The sequence below is a fragment of the Nostoc sp. CHAB 5715 genome, assembly GCF_020829685.1.
GTDB lineage: Bacteria > Cyanobacteriota > Cyanobacteriia > Cyanobacteriales > Nostocaceae > Nostoc.
On sequence record NZ_JAIVFR010000843.1, the window covers coordinates 1 to 3,342 of the forward strand.

Below are 3,342 nucleotides of genomic sequence, written 5' to 3' on the forward strand. Positions count from 1 at the left end.
TTCCGATCTACTCTAACGGTATTCCCTACTCTGACAATGTGCGGAAAATTTTAAGTGCATCTGGATTTGAGGAAGTGAACTTCAAACTCACTGCTACAGGAGATATGGGTGTTGGTCTTCATCGATACCTTGGTGAAAACTTGGCTGCACCTAAAGAGCAACAGTTATTTGTGTTTTCCGGCATTCCTAGTAAAGCGAGGTAAAAATGTCTATTCAAAACACAGTGTCAACTTGGGAAGAAGTTTTAGAAACTGCTAGAAACCATACCTCTGCGCGTAGGGTAAAGAGGACAGGACAATCTCCTTCTACTGCACCAATACCCAGCAGTTTACAGAAACTTCCCCCAAATACAGAACCGCCAGTCTTGCTTTATCGAGATACTAATTCCTGGTGTCCTTTCTGCGAGAGAGTTTGGTTTGCTCTGGAAGAAAAGGAAATTCCCTTTGCAACGGAGTTTATTGATTTAAGTAATAAACCCAAATGGTACACTGATTTAGTTCCCACAACCCTTGTCCCAGCAGCAAAAATTGAGGGAAAGTTAGTATACGAATCCAAAGATATTCTCTTGGCTTTAGAAGAAAGGTTTCTTAGTCCTGCATTATTGCCTGAGAATTCAGAGGAAAATGCTGTTGCTAGGCAGTTGGTTGAAGACGCTGAGACTAACGGTTTTAGAGAGATTGCTTACAAATTCCTGAGAGAAACACCTGTAAATGCTGATGAGTTGGCATTACAAACAGCATTTGAGGCGAAGTTAGATGAACTTGAGCAAGCTTTGGCTAAATATCCCAGCCCCTACTTTGTCAGTACGTTTAGCTTAGTTGACATTCTGTATAGCCCCCATCTAGATAGATTGGCGGCTAATTTACCTGTATATCGGGGATATCACCTCAAAGGAAATCCTCGCTTTCCTCGAATTAATGCTTGGTTTGACGCACTTAATCAGCGTCCTGCTTATCACAGAGTGAAATCGGATAATATCACCAACAATTTACTTTTGCGTCGCAGATGGGGTGTAGAACCGATTGGAAATCCCTTACCTCTGGATGTGGAAGATAGTGAGAAAATTCAATATCGAGCCGAAGCAGCTGAAAGATTGAGCGATAATCGGGAAGTTGCGATCGCAGATGTAATCAAAAATTCTGGAGTTCAAGCGTTAGCGGCAGATAGTGATTATACCACAGTTAAGGACGCTGTTGATTTTCACCTGCGACAACTAGCCGATTATCTCATTCATGGCAATGGTGCAACTTTACCGGGTGGAAGGACTGGTGGTAAAAATAGTAGTGTTGATCCTATCTTCGCTGCTGTGGGGGCTATTACTTTCGCATATTTGAGAAATCGCATCTGCGCCCCCCGTGACATGAGTGCTGGTGCAGCAACGGCGTTTCGGGCAGCGATCGATAAATTGTTGACTTCTGTTTATTAATTTTGTGGGCGTTGGTGAATGTATGAATGAATTTGCCTCATGCAAAGACGCAGCGAAAAGTCGGAGCGTTTCTGAATTCTGACTCCTGATACCAATTCACTAAAATTATGAAACAGATGTAAACCCTGAAAGGCAAGTATCTCTAAGTTTTTTAATTGCGAATGGGCGAAAAAGCGAATTGCGAATTGGTATGACTCCTGAATTCTGCCGTACTGTAGAAACTTTATTGAGGAAAGGGAATTGCTAGCAGTCCATAGTGAAAATGAACTACAATTAACTGCTGATGTACTGGTAATTGGTGGTGGCCCTAATGCTGCCTGGGCAATCTCCACAGGGCAATGGGCAGGAGTTGGAGCAGCGGACTTTGCTAAGAGTCTAGGCGCTCATGCAAATGAACGGATTGCGCGTCCTGCTGGTAAAGTGGGATTGCGATCGTCACCCTCACCCACTTCTGAAACATTCGATAGTGAGGCGATCGTGCATGGTGTACAAGCCCAGATGTTCCCGTTGGAGAAGAATTACTTGCGTTCTGAGCAAGGACTTTTGGATTCTCTCGCTAAATTAGAAACGCTGTGGCAGCAAGTACAAGGAAACCCAAAACAAGATAGTGTGCGCGATGTGGAATTTTCTCGGCGAGCGGCTGCTCTGACGGCTGTAGCACGATGGGCATATTTTAGCGCGTTACATCGCACGGAAACGCGCAGCGAACATATTCGCATGGACTATCCCGAAACCGATCCAAATCAGCGTTATTACCAAGCAACAGGAGGCTTGGATAAGCTTTGGGTGAGGCGTGATTGGATTACGGATGCAATATCTGGCGACAAGCCGCAAAGCGTCTACGCTACACCACCAGTACAAACCACTCAAACCACACCCTCTGTATCAAAATTGTAGCAGGAGCATTTCATGATCGAGCTTGTCAGCCATAAACTCTGTATCAATTGCAATTTGTGCGTCCAAGTGTGTCCTACCAATGTCTTTGACTCCGTACCTAACCAGCCACCCGCGATCGCCCGCAAGGAAGACTGTCAAACTTGTTTCATGTGTGAGGCTTATTGCCCTGCGGATGCACTCTATGTTGCGCCCCAATCTCATACCAATGTTGCAGTCAATGAGGATGATTTAATTGAAAGTGGCATCATGGGTGAATATCGTAGCCTCTTGGGTTGGGGATATGGCAGAAAAAACAATAGTGAATTGGATACGGCTCATAAACTGCGCCAACTGCCACGTCCTTATCAAAGTTAATTTGGGTGTTTGAGGAGTGGGTTTTTATTCAGCACTTTCAAGCACTTTTTGACGTAGTTCTGGAAATACTTTGGAGACTTTATTCAAGAGATATTCGCCATAAGTTCCGTCAAATTCGTGAACACTGGCTTTATCCCAGCGATCGCTTTTATCATCATTCACTACTACATCCTTCAGTTCAATGGGTTTGACTTCAACGTTGAAATTGGGGTCAAAAAAGAACGGGAACGAAAGTCGATGACTTGTTGATAGGTTCTGAACGCGGTGGGGTGTTGAGCGATACAGTCCTCGTGTCATGCGATCGAGCATATCGCCAATATTGCATACGAATGAACCAGGAATAGGAGGTGCATCTATCCAACCAGACTTTGATTTGACTTGTAATCCACCGACATTATCTTGCTTGAGAATAGTTAATACACCATAATCAGTATGTTCGCCAACGCCCCATTTAGATTTAGATAATGATGAATTAGGAGGGTAATTGAAAATCCGAAATAATATCAATGGGTCTTTTGTATAACGGTCTGCAAAGTATGATTCTTCTAATCCCAAACTCAGAGCAATACCAGCCATTAAGGTATGTCCGAGTTTGGTCATTGAGTCTACATAATCCAGCACTGTTTCCCTAAATTGGAGAATGTTGGATGGAAAAAGATTGCGAC

At 43.8% G+C, this 3,342-nt stretch carries 4 protein-coding genes and 1 pseudogene; 4 read left to right on the forward strand and 1 reads right to left on the reverse strand.

What is annotated here, in order from left to right; all coding sequences use genetic code 11:
• From LC574_RS32265 to LC574_RS32280, 4 genes and pseudogenes are all read left to right on the forward strand, one after another.
• Positions 1–203, forward strand: a pseudogene (locus LC574_RS32265) (SAM-dependent methyltransferase); the annotation flags it as partial.
• Between the two features lie 2 nt (positions 204–205).
• A complete protein-coding gene (locus tag LC574_RS32270) occupies positions 206–1,426 on the forward strand; it encodes a glutathione S-transferase family protein (protein ID WP_229457676.1) in 1,221 nt (406 codons plus the stop codon).
• A gap of 240 nt (positions 1,427–1,666) precedes the next feature.
• Complete coding sequence (locus LC574_RS32275; RefSeq protein ID WP_229457677.1) at positions 1,667–2,323, forward strand: FAD-binding protein; 657 nt, start codon at positions 1,667–1,669, stop codon at positions 2,321–2,323.
• Positions 2,324–2,335: 12 nt separating this feature from the next.
• The gene (locus tag LC574_RS32280) at positions 2,336–2,677 is read left to right on the forward strand and encodes a 4Fe-4S binding protein (protein WP_229457678.1); all 342 of its coding nucleotides are present in this window, start codon (positions 2,336–2,338) and stop codon (positions 2,675–2,677) included.
• A 24-nt stretch (positions 2,678–2,701) separates the two neighbouring features.
• Here LC574_RS32280 and LC574_RS32285 read toward each other — a convergent pair.
• A partial coding sequence (locus LC574_RS32285; RefSeq protein WP_306422190.1) for a 2OG-Fe(II) oxygenase family protein occupies positions 2,702–3,342 on the reverse strand: 641 nt, incomplete at its 5' end.